We start from the raw sequence: 16,119 nt of genomic DNA, 5'->3' as shown, positions 1-16,119 counted from the left end.
CATGGCTTCGGTAAGATTGCAGGGTCTGCGCAAGCGGTTCGGCACGCATGATGTGATCCCCTCGCTGGATCTCGAAATCAACGATCATGAATTCATGGTGTTTGTCGGCCCCTCGGGCTGCGGCAAATCCACGCTGCTGCGCATCATCGCCGGGCTGGAGCCGATCACCGAGGGCGATCTGTTCATCGGCGATCGCCGGGTGAACGACCTCACCCCGGCGCAGCGCGACATCGCCATGGTGTTCCAGGATTACGCGCTCTACCCGCATATGACGGTCTATCAGAACATGGCCTTCGGGCTGGAAATGCGCCACGCGGCGAAGGCGGATATCGAAACGCGGGTGCTGGCGGCGGCGCGGATGCTGGAGATCGAGCCGTTGCTCAAGCGCCGCCCGCGCGATCTCTCCGGCGGGCAGCGCCAGCGTGTCGCCATGGGCCGCGCCGTGGTGCGCGACCCGCAGGTCTTTCTGTTCGACGAGCCGCTCTCCAATCTCGACGCCCAGCTGCGCGGCCAGGTGCGCGGCGAGATCAAGGCGCTGTCACAGCGTCTGCAAACCACCATGGTCTTCGTCACCCACGACCAGGTGGAAGCGATGACGATGGCGGACCGCATCGTGGTGCTGCGCGGCGGCGTCATCCAGCAGGTCGGCACGCCTGAGCAGATCTACAGCACCCCCGCCAACCGCTTCGTCGCCGGTTTCATCGGCTCGCCTTCGATGAATTTCCTGCCGGTGACGCTGGAGGCGGGCGGCGCGCGGCTGGAGGATGGCACATTATTGCCGGTGCTCACCACGCGGCGCGGCCCGGCGGTGCTGGGCATCCGCCCGGAGCATTTCGAGCCGGCGGGTGAGGGCGGGCTGGCGGCGCAAATCCTGCTGGTCGAGCCGCTGGGGGCGGATACGCTGGTGCATTTCAACGTCGGCGCGGTGCGCTGCATTGCCCGGGTGGCGCCGGATACCAGGCCGCAAATGGGCGAGACGCTGCGGCTGGGTGTCGCCCCCGGCAAGGCCTTCCTGTTCGATCCCGAGAGCGGCGTGCGGCTCGGCTGAGCGCGCCTTCCCCCCCCCTTCGCCATAAAACTCAGCATCCTCGTGAACGGCCAATCCGGGTGGATGGGCCGCACCCTGGCGCGCATCTTGATCTGACCGGCGGTTTCAAGCCCAATATGCCGGAGACAGAGGGGCTGGTGACGGCGTGCGGCCGGGTGTTCATATATAGGGCGGTGCGGCGCGCGTGATCTAAACGCCGCGATCCGCGCGTATAGAGCGCCGGCCGGCGCCGCAAAAAGCGCCTGCCGTCTGGGGACTGAACGATAACAAAGAACGGGATAAAGATGAGCGCGAGCAAAGACGAGACACAACGCACGGGGCTGGCCGCCAGCCTCGCCCTGCGCTTCACCAGCTGGGCGGAATATTGGTTTCCGGACGCTTATATCTTCGCCGCGCTGGCGTTGATCGTGGTGGCCGGCGCGGCATTGCTGATCGGCGCCAAGCCGGTGGCGGTGGTAGGGGCTTTTGGCGACGGGTTCTGGAGCTTCATCGTGTTCTCGATGCAGATGGCGTTCATCGTCATCACCGGCTACGTCATCGCCACCTCCGCCCCGGCGGCGCGGCTGATCAACTGGCTGGCCAGCCTGCCGCGCAGCGGGCCGGGGGCGGTGGCCTTCATCGCCTTCATCAGCATGGGCACCTCCTTCCTCAATTGGGGCCTCAGCCTGGTGTTCAGCGGGCTGCTGGCGCGGGCGATGGCGGCCCGCGGCGATTTGCGGATGGATTATCGCGCCGCGGGGGCGGCGGGCTATCTCGGCCTGGGCGCGACCTGGGCGCTGGGCCTCACCTCCTCGGCGGCGCAGCTGCAGGCCAACCCGGCCAGCCTGCCGAAGCCGCTGCTGGCGATCACCGGCGTGCTGCCCTTCACCCAGACCATCTTCCTCTGGCAGTCAATGACCATGGCGGCGGTGCTGGTGGTGGTCTCGGTGCTGATCTGCCGTTTCTCCACCCCGACCGGCGACAAGGCCGTCACCGCCGAGCAGCTGGGCATCGAGCCGGGGCTCGCGGTGCCGGTGCTGCCGCCGCGCACCCGGCCGGGCGAGTGGCTGGAATATTCACCTCTGATCACCATTCTGGTGGTGCTGATGGCCGCCGGCTGGGGCTGGCAGCAATTCGCCGCCCATGGCGCCAATGCCATCGCCAATCTCAACACCTATAACCTGATCTTCCTGATGGCCGGGCTGCTGCTGCATTGGCGCCCGAAAGCTTTCCTCAACGCGGTGGCGAAAGCGGTGCCGGCGACGACCGGGGTGCTGATCCAGTTCCCGCTTTACGGCGCCATCGCCGCGATCATGACCACCGCCAAGGGGGCCGGCGGGCATAGCCTGGCCGAGCTGATCGCGCATGGCTTCGTGGCGGCGACGACCACGGGCTCCTTCCCAGTGGTGATGGGCGCCTACTCCGCCATTCTCGGCTTCTTCGTGCCCTCGGGCGGCGGCAAATGGATCATCGAGGCGCCCTATGTGATGAAGGCGGCGGCGGATCTGAAGGTGCATCTGGGCTGGGCGGTGCAGGTCTATAACGCCGCGGAGGCGCTGCCGAACCTGATCAACCCGTTCTGGATGCTGCCGCTGCTGGGCGTGCTGTCCTTGAAGGCGCGGGACATTGTCGGCTTCACCTTCCTGCAGCTGATCGTGCATGTGCCGCTGGTGCTGTTCATGCTCTGGCTGTTCGCGCAGACGCTGACCTTCGTGCCGCCAATGATGCCTTAAGTCTCAAAAGTTTTTGAGGTTGTGGGAACTTTTTTCAAAAAGTTCCCACGAACGTCTGGGGTGGTGGCAACGTCTCTGCCACCACCCCAGACGTTTTCGCCGCTTTTTTGAAAAAAAGCGGCACCAAAAAACTTTTTACGCCAGCGTCAGCGTGCCATCCATCCGCCGCGCGATCCCGTACGGATTCGCATCCCGCACCGCTTCCGGCAGCAGCTTTTCCGCGACATTCTGATAACAGACCGGCCGTAGGAACCGCCGGATCGCCAGCGTGCCGACGGAGGTGGTGCGCGCGTCCGAGGTGGCGGGGAAGGGCCCGCCATGCACCATGGCGTGGCAGACCTCCACCCCGGTCGGCCAGCCATTCACCAGAATCCGCCCAGCTTTTTCCTCCAGCAGCGGCAGCAGCCTGGCGAACAAAGCCTCGTCCGCCTCGGTCATGTGCACGGTGATGGTGAGCTGGCCTTCCAGCCCGCGCAGCAAAGCCGCCAGCGCCTCATCATCCGTCCCTTCCACCAGCAACCCGGCGGCGCCGAAAATCTCGTCGGCGAGGTTGGGGTTGGCGATGAAATTTTCCGCCTTGGTGCGGAAGAACACCGGCTGCGCGGCATTGGCGCCGGTCTGCCCGGCGGCGAGCCGCTCCACCCCCGCCGTCGCCGCATGATGGGCGACGCCTTTTTCATACGCCGCCAGAATGCCCTTATGCAGCATGGTCGCGGCCGGGGCGGCGTTGATGGCGGCGCTGGCGGCGGCCACGAAATCCTCCAGACCGGGCCCGGGGGTGGCCAGCAGCAGGCCGGGATTGGTGCAGAACTGCCCCGCCCCCATGGTTAGCGAGCCGGCAAAGGCACTGCCCAGCGCCGCGCCATTGGCCGCCAGCGCGCCGGGGAGGAGCAGCACGGGGTTGATGCTGCTCATCTCCGCGTAAACCGGGATCGGCTCCTGGCGCGCCGCCGCCAGCTTGCCCAAAGCCAGCCCGCCGCCGCGCGAGCCGGTGAAGCCCACCGCCTTGATCCGCGCATCGCTCACCAGCGCCTGGCCCAGCGCATCGCCGACGCCGAACAGCAGCGAGAACACGCCCTCATGCAGCCCGGCCTCCTTCACCGCCGCCTGGATGGCGCGGCCGACCAGCTCCGAGGTGCCGGGATGCGCCGGATGCGCCTTCACCACCACCGGGCAGCCGGCGGCCAGAGCCGAGGCGGTGTCACCTCCCGCCACCGAGAAGGCCAGCGGGAAATTGGAGGCGCCGAACACCGCCACCGGCCCAAGCGGGATCATCCGCAACCGTAGATCCGGCCGGGGCAGCGGCTTGCGCTCGGGCAGAGCCGGGTCGATCCGCACATCCTGCCAGCCGCCCTCCAGCACCTCCTTGGCGAAGAGCCGCAGCTGGCCGACGGTGCGGCCGCGCTCGCCCTCGATGCGCGCCCGCGGCAGGCCGGTCTCGGCGCAGGCGCGGTCCGTCAGCGTATCGCCCAGCGCGTCGATCTTCGCCGCCGCCAGCTCCAGAAACGCGGCGCGGGCTTGCGGGCTGGTGGCACGGTAGGGGGCGAAGGCCGCTTGCGCCAGCGCGCAGGCGCGGGCCACATCCTCTGGCGTGGCACCGCCATAAGCGGGCGCCAGCACCGCGCCGCTGCTGGCATCCACCCCGGAGAAGCTCTGTGCCGTGCCGCGCGCGGTGGTCGCGCCGATCAGTAAGTCGCCGGTCAGTTCCATGCCATGTTCCTCAATGTTGTCTAAAAATTTGTAATTGATTATAACCAATTTTGATCGGGCGCGCCATGGCGACACCCCGCAAAAACGCCGCGCAAAAGACTGTTTTCTTGTGGTTGTCATTATGCTCATAGCTGGTTTGAATGGTCGCCATTCGCGGCATGCGCCGTCTGTCCGCATCATGTCTTTCCTCGCGGCCCGCGCGGCGGCCGCGATCTCACCCCGAACCGGAGCGAAGCGCGATGCCTGACACCCTCACCCCCCAGCCCATTCAGGCCCGCAATGGCGGCTTCATCCTGGTCGATGCGCTGCGGCGCAATGGCGTCGATACGGTCTATTGCGTGCCGGGCGAGAGCTATCTGCCGGTGCTGGACGCGCTTTATGACACGCCCCAGATCCGCACCATCGTCACCCGGCATGAGGGTGCCGCCTCCAACATGGCGGACGCCTATGGCAAGCTGACCGGCCGGCCGGGCATCTGCTTCGTCACCCGTGGCCCAGGTGCGACCCATGCCGCCAATGGCGTGCATACCGCACGGCAGGATTCCACCCCGATGATCCTGTTCATCGGCCAGGTGGAGCGCGCCGCGATGGGCCGCGAGGGCTTCCAGGAAATGGATTACCGCCAGATGTTCGGCGGCGAAGTGGCCAAATGGGTCACCGAGATCGACGATGCCGCGCGCATCCCCGAAATCGTCTCCCGCGCCTTCGCGGTGGCGATGTCCGGCCGTCCCGGCCCGGTGGTGGTGGCGCTGCCGGAGGATGTGATGTTTGCCAGCGCCGCCGTGTCCCCGGCGCCCGCCGTGCGCATCGCCCATGCCGCCCTGGATGCGGCGGCGATCGCCGAGATCGGCGCGATGCTGGCCAAGGCGAAGCAACCGCTGGTGATCCTGGGCGGCACCGGCTGGGACGAGGCCGGCAGCAAGGCCCTCGCCCGTTTCGTGGACAAGTTCAACCTGCCGGTCGCTGCCTCTTTCCGCCGGCAGGATCTGTTCGATAATCGCGACCCGCATTATGCCGGCCAGCTCGGCCTCGGCACCGCGCCGGCCCTCACCAGGCGGGTGCAGGAGAGCGATCTGCTGCTGGTCATCGGCTCGCGCCTCTCGGAGACGGTCTCCGCCGGCTATACGCTGATCCAATCCCCCAAGCCCGCGCAGCCAATGATTCATATCCATCCGGACCCGCAGGAGCTGGGCCGGGTCTATCAGGCGGAGCTGCCGGTGCTGGCCGGGCTCTCCCTGGCGGCGAAGGCGCTGGCGGAATTGCCCGCCCCGGCCAGCGTGCCCTGGGGGGGCTGGACCCAGGCCGCGAACGCGGATTACCGCGCCCATTCCACCCCGCAGCCCAATCCGGAGATCCAGGGTGTGGATCTGGCGCAGGTGATCGGCCATCTCAACCAAACGCTGCCGGATAACGCCACCATCGCCAACGGGGCGGGCAATTATACCGTCTGGGTGCATCGCTATTACCGCTACCGGCAGCCGCGCACGGCGCTGGCCCCCACCAACGGCGCCATGGGCTATGGCTTCCCCGCCGCGGTGGCGGCGAAGCTGCAGGACCGCGACCGCATCTCCATCTGTGTCGCCGGCGATGGCTGCTTCATGATGTACGCGCAGGAGCTGGCGACGGCGGTGCAGTTCAACGCCCCGCTGATCGTGCTGCTGGTGAACAACAACATGCTGGGCACCATCCGCATGCATCAGGAGCGCGAATATCCCGGCCGCGTCAGCGCCACCGATCTGCACAACCCGGATTTCGTGGCGCTGGCGAAGGCTTATGGCGCGCATGCCGAGCTGGTGGAGGCAACCGACGCCTTCCCCGCCGCCTTCGCGCGGGCCCTGGCCGCCGGCAAGCCGGCGCTGATCGAGCTGCGCACCGACCCGAAGCAGATCACCCCCACGGCCCGCCTGGCTTAAATTTCGGGGCCAACGGCCCCCCATCGCCCCGGCCGGGTTTGCGCGATGCGGGGTGTTTATGGACGGCGCCACCCTATATAAACGGCGCCGCGTCACCCATCGGCGCGGCCTGAGAGCATCAAGCCTTGAGCTTGATGCTCTCAGCTTTGGTTTAGCGAGCAACTTTATCCGATCAAACGATTCCGTTTGACCGGATGTTGCTCTAACGGGGAGCCGCATGTCATCCATCATCACCGTCTCGGGGCTGCGCAAGGCCTACGATACCGGGTTCGTCGCCTTGGACGGGGTCGATCTCGACATCGCCAAGGGCGAGATTTTCGCCCTGCTCGGCCCCAACGGCGCCGGCAAGACGACGCTGATCAGCATCATTTGCGGGCTGGTGCGCGCCAGCGCCGGCGAGGTGCGGATCGACGGGCACGAGATCAACCGCGAGTACCGCGCCGCCCGCTCGGCCATCGGGCTGGTGCCGCAGGATATCTCGCTGGAGATTTTCGCCACGGTCTGGGACACGGTGCGCTTCAGCCGCGGCCTGTTCGGGCTGAAGCCGGATAACGGCTTCATCGAGACGCTGCTGCGCGACCTGACGCTGTGGGACAAGCGCCATGCCCGCATCCTGGAGCTCTCCGGCGGCATGAAGCGCCGGGTGATGATCGCCAAGGCGCTGGCGCATGAGCCCAAGCTGCTGTTCCTGGACGAGCCGACGGCGGGGGTGGATGTGAATCTGCGCCGCGACATGTGGGTGCTGGTGCGCAGCCTGCGCCAGCGCGGTGTCACCATCATTCTCACCACCCATTACATCCAGGAAGCCGAGGAGATGGCGGACCGGGTCGGCGTCATCGCCGATGGCAAGCTGCTTCTGGTCGAGCAGACCGCCGCCTTGATGCACCGCTTCGGCAAGCGCCGGCTGAGGCTGGAGCTGGCGCGGCCTCTGGCCGAGATCCCCGCAAGCCTGAGCCGCTGGAATTTGGAGCTGGCGGAGGATGGGCGCTGTCTGGTCTATCATTTCGACGCGAACACGACCGAGAACGGCGTGCAGGATCTGCTGCGCGCCCTCGGCGAGCTGGGGCTGGATTTCACCGATCTGGAAACCGGCCGCAGCTCGCTTGAAGATATTTTCCTGACTCTGGTGGAGCAGAAAGCATGAATGCCCGCTTCAACCCCCGTGGCGTTTGGACAGTCTATCGCGCCGAGATGGCGCGCATGCGCCGCACCTTCTGGCAGAGCATCGCCACCCCGGTAATCACCACCATCCTGTATTTCGTCGTCTTCGGCGGGGCGGTGGGCTCGCATATGCACAGCGTGCAGGGTGTGGGCTATGGCGCCTTCATCGTCCCCGGCCTGATCATGCTGACGCTGCTGACGCAGAGCATCTCCAACGCCTCGGTCGGCTTCTATTTCCCGATCTTCACCAAGGCGATTTTCGAAATCCTCTCGGCCCCGCTTTCGGCCTTCGAGACGGTGACGGCCTATGTCGGCGCCGCGGCGACGAAATCCGTGCTGCTGGGGCTGATCATCCTGATCACCGCGAGCTTTTTCATCAAGCTGCAAATCCTGCATCCGGTCTGGATGGTGGCGTTCATGCTGCTCACCTCGATCACCTTCAGCCTGTTCGGCTTCATCATCGGCATCTGGGCGCGCAATTTCGAACAGCTCTCGATCATCCCCGCCATCATCGTCACCCCGCTCACCTTCCTGGGTGGGGCCTTCTATTCCATCGACATGCTGCCCGAACCCTGGCGCACGCTCAATCTGTTCAATCCGGTGGTGTATCTGATCAGCGGGTTTCGGTGGAGCTTCTATGGCGCGGCGGATGTAAGGGTGATGACCAGCCTGGCCTGCACGCTGGGCTTCATGGCGGCGTGCCTGGCGGCGATCTGGTGGATTTTCCGCACCGGCTACCGGCTGAAGCCGTAAAGTTAATAAAAGTTTTTGGGGGTCTGGGGACTTTTTTCAAAGAGTCCCCAGAAACGTTTGGGGTGGTGACGACGGCGTTGCCACCACCCCAAACGTTTTTCGCCGCTTTTTGAAAAAACCGGCACCAAAAACTTTTACAACTAATGCTGCTGCAGCAGCGCCGCCACCGCCCCCGGCGGCAAGTTCAGCGGCGCGAAGCCGGGCGGCGGCACAAACCCGTCCGCTGGCTGCGGCCCGAAATTCACCGAGGTCGCGGTCACATCCGCCCCGCCATGCGCATCATGCCCGACAAAATGCAGAACCACCCCATCGCGCGTCAGGCACGCCGTGGCGGAACCGTGCTGGTCCGTCACCAGATAATTCCGGCATTCCAGCCCGGCATAATGCCCTTGCCCCAGCGGGCTGAAATTCGCCCCGTCCGCCTGGCTGATCTCGGCGGTCAGCGCCGAAAAATCCGGCGCGCTGACAATGGCGTGCAAGGCCGGCACCACCAGCTTCGCCTCGCCGCGCGGCAGATCCGCCAGCACGAAAAACCCGTTCGGGCTGTCCACCCGCGCCAGCTGGTGCTGGGCGTTGTAGCTGAGCTGGTAATTCTGCGGCGCCTGGCCGGTGCCTGAGAGGGTGTAATCCACCTGCACATCGCGCGTCGGCAGAAAGGCCGGGGCGGCGGCGGCGAGGCCGGGAATCAGGGCCGCGCAGGCGGCGAGAAGCAGATATTTCATGGAACCTCTTTTCGGATGGCCTCAAACTCGCGCAGCAATGCGGCGGGATCGGGGCGGTCTGGAAACCGGGCGGGATGCTCCAGCGCCTCCGCCAGCAGCGCGTGATAGCGCGCGCGCGGCACCTCATGCGCGCCGAAGCGGGCGAGATGGCTGGTGATGAATTGCGTATCCAGCAGCACATAACCGCCCAGGCGCAGCCGCGCCACCAGATGCGCCAGCGCCACCTTGGAGGCATCCGTCGCGGTGGAGAACATGCTCTCGCCGAAAAACGCCCCGCCCAGCGCCGCGCCATACAGCCCGCCGACCAGCCTGCCATCCTCCCAGGTTTCGACACTATGCGCGAAGCCCAGCCGGAACAGCGCGGTGAACAGGGTCTCGATCTCGTGATTGATCCAGGTCTCTGGCCGGTTTTCGCGCGACGCCGCGCAGGCGGCGATGGTGCCGGCGAAATCCGCATCGGCGGTAACGGTGAAGCGGTTGCCGCGCAGCGTCTTCATCAGGCTGTGGGAGATGTGAAACCCATGCAGCGGCAGCACCCCGCGCGCATCCGGGTCCAGCCAATGCAAAGTCCGGCTCTCGCGCGATTCCGCCATCGGAAACAGCCCGAGCCGGTAGGCGCGGAGCAGCAGATCCGGTGTGAGCAGAAAGGGCCGGGCGGACATGGCGGGATTTCACACCCAAGCGGGCGGTTTGCCAAGCGGGCAAATGCTGTGTAGCCAAAGGCGTGCCGCAACAAGCTCGCGCCAAACTGGGAACATTGGAGCTGGGGCGCTTCATCGCCGCATCTGTCGTCGCCCTGTTCCATGCCAGCTGGGCGGTCGGCCAGCTCAGCGCACACCCGCGCCCGGCCTCCGGCCTGCTGGCGTTGCTGCCGCTGCCGGCCATCCAGTATTTCTTCGTGCTCAGCGGCTTTGTCATGCTGCACGCGCATCGCGACGATTTTGGCCGGCCTTATGCCACGCTGCGCTTCTGGTGGCGCCGGGCCTGCCGCATCTACCCCGTCTATTGGCTGGCGCTGGCGGGGGCGATGCTGCTCTGGCACGCCGCCCTGCGCCCGGCCTTGCTGGCGCCGCTGATCACGCTCTGGCCTGGGGCGCATGATGAATGGGTCGCCCCGGCCTGGACGCTGCGTTACGAAATCGGCTTCTACCTGCTGTTCGGCCTCTGCCTGCTGCCGGGGCTGGCGTGCTGGGTGCTGGGGGTCTGGGCGTTGGCGATCCTGGCCCGGCTGGCCTGGCCGGCGGCGCTGGGCGCGCCTGCGGCGGGCGGGCTGTTCACCAGTACGGATCTGCTGTTTTTCGGCGGGTTGCTGGCGGCGTGGCTGTATCATCGGCACAGCCTGAAGCCGCCGGCCTGCCTGGCGCTGCTGGGGCTCGGCATCGCCTTCGCGCTGCCGGGGGCGTTGGTTTCGTTTGGGGATGCGCCGCTGGACAAGGCGCTGAAGGCCGGCTGCGCGGCGATCGGCTTTGGTGCGGTGATCCTGGCCCTGGCCGGGCTGGAGCGCCGCGGCGCCTTGCGCACCGGCCGGCTGGCGCGTGGGCTGGGGCAGCTCTCCTACCCGCTCTACATCCTGCACATGGTCATCCTGGCGCTGCTGCTGGCTTGGGGCAAAGGCCGGCTGCAGCTGGGCGGCGCAGCCCAGCCCTGGGCGCTGCTGGCGGTTATTCTAATGATCTACGCGCTGTGCACCGCGGCCACGCTCTGGCTGGACCAGCCGGTGCAACGCTGGCTGCGCCGGCGCAAAAACGGCCCCCGGCGGTGGAACCGGGGGCCGTCCTGCCATCCCTAAACCTGGCGTTTTTCTTATGGTTTTTTAGAGCAACATGACCCTGACTGGAATCATTCAGGGTCATAAAGTTGCTCGTTAAAATAAAGAGCTAGAGCGCGCTGACCGTTTACGGTCAGCCTGAAAGCGCTCTAGCGGACGGTCGAAGACATGGCCCAGAAATGGCCATGGACCAGGCCATCATCGTAATTGTCAAAATCAGCATGGTGCTCATGGTTGGTCTCCGCGCGGCGGTGGGTCGGGGTGGGCTGGGGCGAGCGGCCGCTGGCGCGGGCGTCACGCGCCACCACCACACCGTTCCCGCCGAGACCGTCGGGAGAGAAGCAGGGGTTCATCTGGTTACGCATAGTGACACTCCATGGGTTGAGAGCAGAGCCTTCACCAATCCGGCGTTGGAAGGTGCATGGAGAGGTCGCCGGACCAGTGAAGGTAAGAGTGAATTTATTTACACCACGGCGATTGCGCGAGCGGTTTTTCGCCCGATCCGGCGAAATCTGTGCGTGACTTTACTGTAAATTTTTGCAAAATGTAAAACATGTCAAAAGTGATGATCGGCAAGACCATCCGGCGGCTGCGGATGGAGCAGGGCTTCACCCAGCAAGGCCTTGCGCAGAAGCTGGGGATTTCAACCTCCTATCTGAACCTGGTCGAGCATGACCAGCGCAACGTCACCGCCTCGCTTTTGTTCAAGCTGACCGAGACGCTGAAAGTGGACCTCGCCGCCCTCTCCGGCACCCAGGAGCGCGAGTTCGAGGTGGCGCTGCGCGAGGTCTTCACCGACCCGCAATTGGGCGCGGACGCGGTGCCGGAAAGCGAGCTCCAGGCCCTCGCCGCCGCCCCGAATGCCGCCCGCGCCGTCCTGGCGCTGCATCGCGCACTTGCCGGGGCGCGAGAGGAGGGGACGGGGATTACCCTGCCATCTGGCCGCAAGATTTTGCTCCCCAATGAGGAGGTGCGGGATTTCTTCCACGCCCATGAAAACCATTTCCCGGCGCTGGAGGACGCCGCCGAGGCGATCGGCAAGACGCTGGATGTGGCGGGCTTTGGCTCCTCGCACGCGCTGGCGGAGCGGTTGCGGCGCCAGCACGGGCTGGTGGTGCAGGTGCGGCCGCTGCCGGGTAGCTTGCGGGTGTTCGACGCCGCCAATCGGATGCTCACCCTCTCGGAGGATCTGCCGCGCGAGAGCCGGGGGTTTCAGATGGCCTTTCAGCTCGCCCTGCTGGAAGCCCGCGCCCCGGTGGAGGCGATCGTCAAACGCGCCGAGCCGACGACGCGCGACGCCGCCGAGCTGCTGCGCATCGGGCTGCTGAACTATATCGCCGCCGCCTTGATGATGCCCTACGAGTCGTTTCTCGAAGCCGCGCAATCGTTGCGCTACGATGTTGACGGGCTGGCCGCGCGGTTTGGGGTTTCCTATGAGCAGGCCTGCCAGCGGCTTTCCTCCATGCAGCGGGCCGGGCAGCGCGGGGTGCCGTTTTTCTTTCTGCGGGTGGATGCGGCGGGGAATGTCAGCAAGCGGTTTTCCGCTGCCGGCTTTCCGTTCATGCGCTATGGCGGCACCTGCCCGCGTTGGGTGGCGCATTCGGCCTTCGCCACGCCCGGCGCCATCCGCGTGCAGGTGGCGCAGCTTTCCGCCACCGAGACCTTTCTCTGCTTCGCCCGCGCCATCACCGGCCGCCCGGCACGCTGGGGGGAGCCGCCGCCGGTGCGGGTGGTCGCCATGGGGTGCGATGTGTCGCATGCGCGCAGCATCGTCTATGGCGACGGGCTGGACCTGGCCGGGGCGGCGGTGGGGATCGGGCTGTCCTGCCGGCTGTGCGAGCGCCAGGAGTGCCGCTCCCGCGCCTTCCCGCCGATCGCCCACCGGCTGGCGTTGAGCCCCGATACCACCAGCGCCAGCCCCTATCGTTTCAAATCCATGCCCGGAGACAGCAGATAATGGCCAAGCAGCGTGTGGATGTGATGCTGGTGGCGCGCGGGCTGGTGGAGAGCCGGGCGAAGGCGCAGGCCTTGATTATGGCCGGGCTGGTTTATGCCGGCACGGCGCGGGTGGCGAAGGCCGGGGATATGCTGCCGGAGGATGCGCAGCTTTCCGTGAAAGGCCAGGACCACCCTTGGGTTTCGCGCGGCGGCATGAAGCTGGCGCATGGGCTGGCGCATTTCGGCTTTGAGGCTGCCGGGCGGATCGGGCTGGATGTCGGCGCCTCCACCGGCGGGTTTACCGATGTGCTGCTCAGCAACGGGGCGGAAAAAGTTTACGCGGTGGATGTGGGGCATGGGCAGCTGGCCTGGAAGCTGCGCTCCGATCCGCGGGTGGTGGTGATGGAGAAGACCAATGCCCGGCATCTGAGCGCGGAACAGATCCCGGAGCCGATCGGCGCGATTGTCTGCGATGCCAGCTTTATCGGGCTGCAGACGGTGCTGCCGGCGGGGCTGGGCTTATGCGCGCCCGGCGCCTTCGCGGTGGCGCTGATCAAACCGCAATTCGAGGCCGGCCCGGAGCAGGTGGGCAAAGGCGGGGTGGTGCGCGATCCGGCCGTGCATGAGCAGGTTTGCGCGCGGATCGAAGCCTGGTTTTCCGCGCTGCCGGGCTGGGAGGTGCTGGGGATTACGCCGAGCCCGATCAAGGGGCCGGAGGGGAATGTGGAATTTCTGATCGGGGCAAGGCGGGTCGGGTGAGAGCGTTTTGTTCTTGGAATGTTCCACGTGGAACATGGGTTGGCGTTTAAAATAACAACGCGTTAGATTTCAGTGGTTTATGAAGGGGTTTGCGGTTGAAGGTTTCATTCGTCTGAGGCAGGCGGTGGCTTCACCCCAACTCTGTCGATTGCCTTTAATAGCGCCGGCATGGTCGCGTAATTGCCCTGTGACATGAGATCACTCAAAGTCTGATCAAAAGTGATCTTGGTTTTTGACGTGATGTAGATGAGGGGCTGGTAGATTGGCTGGCCACTGGGGCCGCCTGATACGCCGATGACGATAATGTCGGTATATTTGCTGCCTCTCAGGCGGCGAAAGGCAACTGATTTGACCTCCGCCGTGAGGGTGTTCCAGGCGTAATCGGGCGTGTTTGGCCATGTCAGGTCGTGGATGTCTTTGCCGTTCTGGTAGAGGCTCAGGGCAATGTAAGCTGTATCCAGCGCTTGGTGGTTGATCCCCTCATCGCCAAGAGGATCATTGATGATATGGCCAACAAAGCAAACATCCCCATATGGCTTTAACGTTACGGGAAAGATTGTGTTTGGGATAATCTTTGATGCGTCCAGATCCAGATGCGCGCATTGCCCCGACGGGGGCGGCACGGAGGTACTGGCGGCCATGGCGGTTGCAAGGCTGATTGTGGAAAAAGCTAGAATAAAAAGAGAGTTTTTCAAATTAACCCGCATTGTGAAGCATCCGTTCCATGATCGTTCTCGCGGCAAGTTTCCGATTTGCCTCTCTTGAGCTATATTTAGCTCGTCAGGATTGAGTATATTTATGTAGCCTCGTCATTTGGAATAGGCCACGTCCGCGATGTCCCCGTTTCTAGACGGTGCTGCCGGGCTGGGAGGTGCTGGGGATTACGCCGAGCCCGATCAAAGGGCCGGAGGGGAATGTGGAATTTCTTATTGGGGCCCGGCGGGTGGGGTGAGAGCGTTTTGTTCTTGGAATGTTCCACATGGAACTTGAAGCCCAGCGCTCCTGTAATCCGATATAACCTGACCTCCGTGTGGTGCTAGTATTTAACGTTATGATATAACAACCTATTGTGTTGGAGAAGGAATGTCGAAAGCCATGACAGTCATAAAGATTTCCCGAGCATGGTCATTTGGGTGGCCCATTACGTAACGAACCCTTGTATCGCTTTCGATTTTTGGGCCGCGTTTTTTGTGAGGGTGCTTTTCTAATGCGGTTTTGATAGTCTCTAATACCTTAGAGAAATGCTTGTTCTTGTTGAAAATTAAAATGGCTGATTTACTGTCTCGCCAACTTAGGTATGAAAGAAGTTGATCGACAGTTTCCAAGAAGCCTTTTTCACCATACCAAAACTTGCACTCTGCGACGAATATGTTGCTTCCCTCTGACTTTATCAGAATGTCTGTCTTGCCCTGATAATTAAAGGTTTCGCCCGTTGCTCTGCCTTCGTACTGGCCATTTAAGGCACCTCTGAATAAGTGACCTTGAAGGGCAACGGCGGCATTTCTTACACTCTATTTTTTTTGCGGGGAGAGGGTTGCATGCGTCAGTCGAGCTTTGCCGGAGTTGGCTTTGAGCGTTACGGCAAGACGACGCGGCGTGCGGCATTTTTGGCGGAGATGGAGCAGGTCATCCCCTGGGGCGATCTCTACGCGTTGATTGAGCCTGTGTACCCGAAGGCCGGGAAGGGCCGCCGGCCTGTTGGGCTTGGACGGATGTTGCGCATCCATTTTCTCCAGCATTGGTTCAACCTGTCTGACCCAGCGGTTGAGGAAGCGCTTTACGAATCGGCCTCGATGCGCCGTTTTGTTGGTATTGACCTGGGTCAGGAGCCTGTCCCCGACGAGACGACGGTCTGCAAATTCCGCCACTTGCTGGAGGTGCACGATTTCGGGCGGGTGCTGTTTGAGCAGGTTCATGCTCACCTTGAAGCGCGCGGGATCAGGATATCCACGGGCACGATCGTAGACGCGACGATTATCGCGGCACCGTCTTCGACCAAGAATGCGTCCGGCCGGCGCGATCCGGAGATGCACCAGACCCGCAAAGGACAGCAATGGTATTTCGGCATGAAGGCGCATGTGGGCGTGGACAGCAAAACCAAGATCATTCACGCGGTGGTGGCAACGGCGGCGAACGTGCATGACAGCGCAGTTCTGGGCGATCTGCTGCATGGCGAGGAAACCCGCGTCTGGGGCGACCAGGCTTACCGCGGCCAGCGCGACGTCATTCGCGAACATGCCCCGCGCGCCAAGGACTTCACCAACCGGCGCTACCGGCATCGCGGCATGGTGGACGAGGCGCAAAAGGCGCGAAACCGCACCAAGTCCCGGGTGCGGGCCAAGGTCGAGCACTGTTTCGCGGTGATCAAGGGCGTGTTCGGGTTCACCAAGCTGCGTTATCGAGGGCTGGAGAAGAACGCCCAGCGCTTGTTTGTTGCCTGCTCTTTGGCCAACTTGTTCATGATCCGAAGACAGTTGATGCCCGTCTGATTGGCCAAGCCGCAAAAATGCGGCGGTTCAATGCCCTCAGCAGGCAATACAAACGAAACCAATCAGCCAAGACGTCGCCAATGACGTTCCGCCAACGGACAAAAATGCCGGGCCTGAAAATCAACCCTTATTCAGAGATGCCTTAA

General features: G+C 64.1%; 16 protein-coding genes. 9 read left to right on the top strand and 7 right to left on the bottom strand.

Annotated elements, in window-relative coordinates; translation table 11 throughout:
• Window position 1: 1 nt before the first annotated feature.
• Together T331_RS0113715 and T331_RS0113710 are read left to right on the top strand one after the other, a co-directional pair.
• The gene (locus T331_RS0113715; protein ID WP_026440430.1) at window positions 2-1,048 is read left to right on the top strand and encodes an ABC transporter ATP-binding protein; all 1,047 of its coding nucleotides are present in this window, start codon (window positions 2-4) and stop codon (window positions 1,046-1,048) included.
• 284 nt (window positions 1,049-1,332) lie between these two features.
• Window positions 1,333-2,760 carry a short-chain fatty acid transporter gene (locus T331_RS0113710; protein ID WP_008493878.1) on the top strand — a complete coding sequence of 476 codons (1,428 nt, stop codon included), beginning with the start codon at window positions 1,333-1,335 and terminating at the stop codon, window positions 2,758-2,760.
• Window positions 2,761-2,895: 135 nt separating this feature from the next.
• On the opposite strand, the gene T331_RS0113705 is transcribed toward T331_RS0113710, so the two are convergent.
• Together T331_RS0113705 and T331_RS20000 are read right to left on the bottom strand one after the other, a co-directional pair.
• Window positions 2,896-4,470 (bottom strand): aldehyde dehydrogenase (NADP(+)), encoded by a 1,575-nt coding sequence (locus tag T331_RS0113705; RefSeq protein WP_026440429.1) that lies wholly within the window; start codon window positions 4,468-4,470, stop codon window positions 2,896-2,898.
• Between the two features lie 10 nt (window positions 4,471-4,480).
• The gene (locus T331_RS20000; RefSeq protein ID WP_155992723.1) at window positions 4,481-4,621 is read right to left on the bottom strand and encodes a hypothetical protein; all 141 of its coding nucleotides are present in this window, start codon (window positions 4,619-4,621) and stop codon (window positions 4,481-4,483) included.
• A gap of 88 nt (window positions 4,622-4,709) precedes the next feature.
• Between T331_RS20000 and T331_RS0113700 the strand changes: the two genes are divergently transcribed.
• The 3 genes from T331_RS0113700 to T331_RS0113690 all read left to right on the top strand — a co-directional run bounded on the left by T331_RS0113700 (window position 4,710) and on the right by T331_RS0113690 (window position 8,297).
• A complete protein-coding gene (locus T331_RS0113700) occupies window positions 4,710-6,383 on the top strand; it encodes a thiamine pyrophosphate-binding protein (protein WP_026440428.1) in 1,674 nt (557 codons plus the stop codon).
• Between the two features lie 217 nt (window positions 6,384-6,600).
• Complete coding sequence (locus tag T331_RS0113695; protein WP_026440427.1) at window positions 6,601-7,527, top strand: ABC transporter ATP-binding protein; 927 nt, start codon at window positions 6,601-6,603, stop codon at window positions 7,525-7,527.
• The gene (locus T331_RS0113690; protein WP_026440426.1) at window positions 7,524-8,297 is read left to right on the top strand and encodes an ABC transporter permease; all 774 of its coding nucleotides are present in this window, start codon (window positions 7,524-7,526) and stop codon (window positions 8,295-8,297) included. The genes T331_RS0113695 and T331_RS0113690 overlap by 4 nt, the downstream gene beginning before the upstream one ends.
• Before the next feature lie 140 nt (window positions 8,298-8,437).
• Here T331_RS0113690 and T331_RS18425 read toward each other — a convergent pair whose 3' ends face one another.
• Window positions 8,438-9,019, bottom strand: a complete 582-nt coding sequence (locus T331_RS18425; protein WP_051622383.1) for a hypothetical protein — start codon at window positions 9,017-9,019, stop codon at window positions 8,438-8,440.
• Window positions 9,016-9,681 carry a leucyl/phenylalanyl-tRNA--protein transferase gene (gene aat, locus T331_RS0113680; protein ID WP_008493884.1) on the bottom strand — a complete coding sequence of 222 codons (666 nt, stop codon included), beginning with the start codon at window positions 9,679-9,681 and terminating at the stop codon, window positions 9,016-9,018. Before aat ends, T331_RS18425 begins: the two co-directional genes overlap by 4 nt.
• Before the next feature lie 62 nt (window positions 9,682-9,743).
• Here aat and T331_RS0113675 point away from each other — a divergent pair, with 62 nt between their 5' ends.
• Entirely contained in the window at window positions 9,744-10,808 is a 1,065-nt protein-coding gene (locus tag T331_RS0113675) for an acyltransferase family protein (RefSeq protein WP_081822261.1), read from the top strand.
• Window positions 10,809-10,936: 128 nt separating this feature from the next.
• On the opposite strand, the gene T331_RS0113670 is transcribed toward T331_RS0113675, so the two are convergent.
• Window positions 10,937-11,152 (bottom strand): hypothetical protein, encoded by a 216-nt coding sequence (locus tag T331_RS0113670; RefSeq protein WP_008493886.1) that lies wholly within the window; start codon window positions 11,150-11,152, stop codon window positions 10,937-10,939.
• A gap of 188 nt (window positions 11,153-11,340) precedes the next feature.
• Between T331_RS0113670 and T331_RS0113665 the strand changes: the two genes are divergently transcribed.
• Window positions 11,341-12,744: a helix-turn-helix domain-containing protein gene (locus tag T331_RS0113665; protein WP_026440423.1), complete on the top strand. Its 1,404-nt coding sequence runs from the start codon at window positions 11,341-11,343 to the stop codon at window positions 12,742-12,744.
• The gene (locus tag T331_RS0113660; RefSeq protein ID WP_026440422.1) at window positions 12,744-13,484 is read left to right on the top strand and encodes a TlyA family RNA methyltransferase; all 741 of its coding nucleotides are present in this window, start codon (window positions 12,744-12,746) and stop codon (window positions 13,482-13,484) included. Before T331_RS0113665 ends, T331_RS0113660 begins: the two co-directional genes overlap by 1 nt.
• A gap of 104 nt (window positions 13,485-13,588) precedes the next feature.
• Here the strand turns inward: T331_RS0113660 and T331_RS0113655 are convergent, their stop codons facing one another.
• Both T331_RS0113655 and T331_RS20300 read right to left on the bottom strand, forming a co-directional pair.
• Window positions 13,589-14,191 (bottom strand): hypothetical protein, encoded by a 603-nt coding sequence (locus T331_RS0113655; protein ID WP_155992722.1) that lies wholly within the window; start codon window positions 14,189-14,191, stop codon window positions 13,589-13,591.
• Between the two features lie 357 nt (window positions 14,192-14,548).
• Complete coding sequence (locus tag T331_RS20300) at window positions 14,549-14,809, bottom strand: hypothetical protein (protein WP_211248729.1); 261 nt, start codon at window positions 14,807-14,809, stop codon at window positions 14,549-14,551.
• Between the two features lie 213 nt (window positions 14,810-15,022).
• On the opposite strand from T331_RS20300, the gene T331_RS0113645 reads away from it, so the two are divergent.
• Window positions 15,023-15,973: an IS5 family transposase gene (locus tag T331_RS0113645; RefSeq protein WP_026440420.1), complete on the top strand. Its 951-nt coding sequence runs from the start codon at window positions 15,023-15,025 to the stop codon at window positions 15,971-15,973.
• The last annotated feature ends 146 nt before the right edge of the window (window positions 15,974-16,119 follow it).

Origin of the sequence: Acidocella facilis ATCC 35904, from assembly GCF_000687875.1 — a bacterium.
Classification (GTDB): Bacteria; Pseudomonadota; Alphaproteobacteria; order Acetobacterales; family Acetobacteraceae; genus Acidocella; species Acidocella facilis.
The sequence above is the reverse complement of the archived record's forward strand: the minus strand, read 5'-3'. Positions and strand labels throughout refer to the sequence as shown.

What these genes read in the sequence shown, in the direction of transcription:
- T331_RS0113715 (WP_026440430.1), top strand. Translation starts at nt 2, where the DNA reads ATGGCTTCGGTAAGATTGCAGGGTCTGCGCAAGCGGTTCGGCACGCAT.
- T331_RS0113710 (WP_008493878.1), top strand. Translation starts at nt 1,333, where the DNA reads ATGAGCGCGAGCAAAGACGAGACACAACGCACGGGGCTGGCCGCCAGC.
- T331_RS0113705 (WP_026440429.1), bottom strand. Translation starts at nt 4,470, where the DNA reads ATGGAACTGACCGGCGACTTACTGATCGGCGCGACCACCGCGCGCGGC.
- T331_RS20000 (WP_155992723.1), bottom strand. Translation starts at nt 4,621, where the DNA reads ATGGCGACCATTCAAACCAGCTATGAGCATAATGACAACCACAAGAAA.
- T331_RS0113700 (WP_026440428.1), top strand. Translation starts at nt 4,710, where the DNA reads ATGCCTGACACCCTCACCCCCCAGCCCATTCAGGCCCGCAATGGCGGC.
- T331_RS0113695 (WP_026440427.1), top strand. Translation starts at nt 6,601, where the DNA reads ATGTCATCCATCATCACCGTCTCGGGGCTGCGCAAGGCCTACGATACC.
- T331_RS0113690 (WP_026440426.1), top strand. Translation starts at nt 7,524, where the DNA reads ATGAATGCCCGCTTCAACCCCCGTGGCGTTTGGACAGTCTATCGCGCC.
- T331_RS18425 (WP_051622383.1), bottom strand. Translation starts at nt 9,019, where the DNA reads ATGAAATATCTGCTTCTCGCCGCCTGCGCGGCCCTGATTCCCGGCCTC.
- aat (WP_008493884.1), bottom strand. Translation starts at nt 9,681, where the DNA reads ATGTCCGCCCGGCCCTTTCTGCTCACACCGGATCTGCTGCTCCGCGCC.
- T331_RS0113670 (WP_008493886.1), bottom strand. Translation starts at nt 11,152, where the DNA reads ATGCGTAACCAGATGAACCCCTGCTTCTCTCCCGACGGTCTCGGCGGG.
- T331_RS0113665 (WP_026440423.1), top strand. Translation starts at nt 11,341, where the DNA reads ATGTCAAAAGTGATGATCGGCAAGACCATCCGGCGGCTGCGGATGGAG.
- T331_RS0113660 (WP_026440422.1), top strand. Translation starts at nt 12,744, where the DNA reads ATGGCCAAGCAGCGTGTGGATGTGATGCTGGTGGCGCGCGGGCTGGTG.
- T331_RS0113655 (WP_155992722.1), bottom strand. Translation starts at nt 14,191, where the DNA reads ATGCGGGTTAATTTGAAAAACTCTCTTTTTATTCTAGCTTTTTCCACA.
- T331_RS0113645 (WP_026440420.1), top strand. Translation starts at nt 15,023, where the DNA reads ATGCGTCAGTCGAGCTTTGCCGGAGTTGGCTTTGAGCGTTACGGCAAG.